General features: G+C 40.4%; 1 protein-coding gene. It reads right to left on the bottom strand.

Annotation, left to right across the window (positions count from 1 at the left end):
* Nucleotides 1-131: 131 nt before the first annotated feature.
* Nucleotides 132-628: transposase (locus Nant_RS21415; protein WP_054339595.1), on the bottom strand; the 497-nt coding region annotated here is incomplete at its 5' end.

The raw sequence follows: 628 nt of genomic DNA, 5'->3' as shown, positions 1-628 counted from the left end.
GCGCGACTTTAAGGCTTCATTAGGGCACATTATTTTCAATAGTTTACGATGGTAGTAGTAAACACTTTTGGGTAGCTCTATTGCTTTAAGTAATTGCTGTAAGCTAAATCTCGCCCTGAGCTCATCGACCACTAAGGCCTTTTCTTTGCTTTCTTCTTTTTTGCTTGAGCCAAGGCTGCTAACTTTTTTAAAACAGCATTCTCTGCACGTAAGTACTCTAATTCTTCTCTTAGCTCTTTTTCTGTCATCTGTTCTGAAGGCTTGAGTTCAGAAGAGCTATGTTTCATGCGAGGTCTACCTTTTTTCTTTGGAGTCAGTCGGGAAATTCCTTCGCGAGAATAAAGTGTTTGCCATTGAAATAGTATACCTGGAGAGGATAAATCAAAGTAAGCGCTACAATGTCCGAGTGACCAATTATTCGCCTGCATGGTTTTGAGGGCTTTGAATTTGAAACTTGAGTCGTAAGGGGAGTTTGCGTGAACAAAGCTGTTTAAACCGTGTATCTGGAAAACCGAAGCCCAATAACGAATTAGGCTAGATGGAACATCAAACTTGCGACTAAGTTCTAGAGAACTCTCGTGTTGAGCAAGCTTTGCTAATTGTTGCTTGAATGCTCTACTGTATTTAG

Source organism: Neptunomonas antarctica (genome assembly GCF_001305295.1).
Lineage (GTDB): Bacteria > Pseudomonadota > Gammaproteobacteria > Pseudomonadales > Balneatricaceae > Neptunomonas > Neptunomonas antarctica.
The sequence above is the reverse complement of the archived record's forward strand: the minus strand, read 5'-3'. Positions and strand labels throughout refer to the sequence as shown.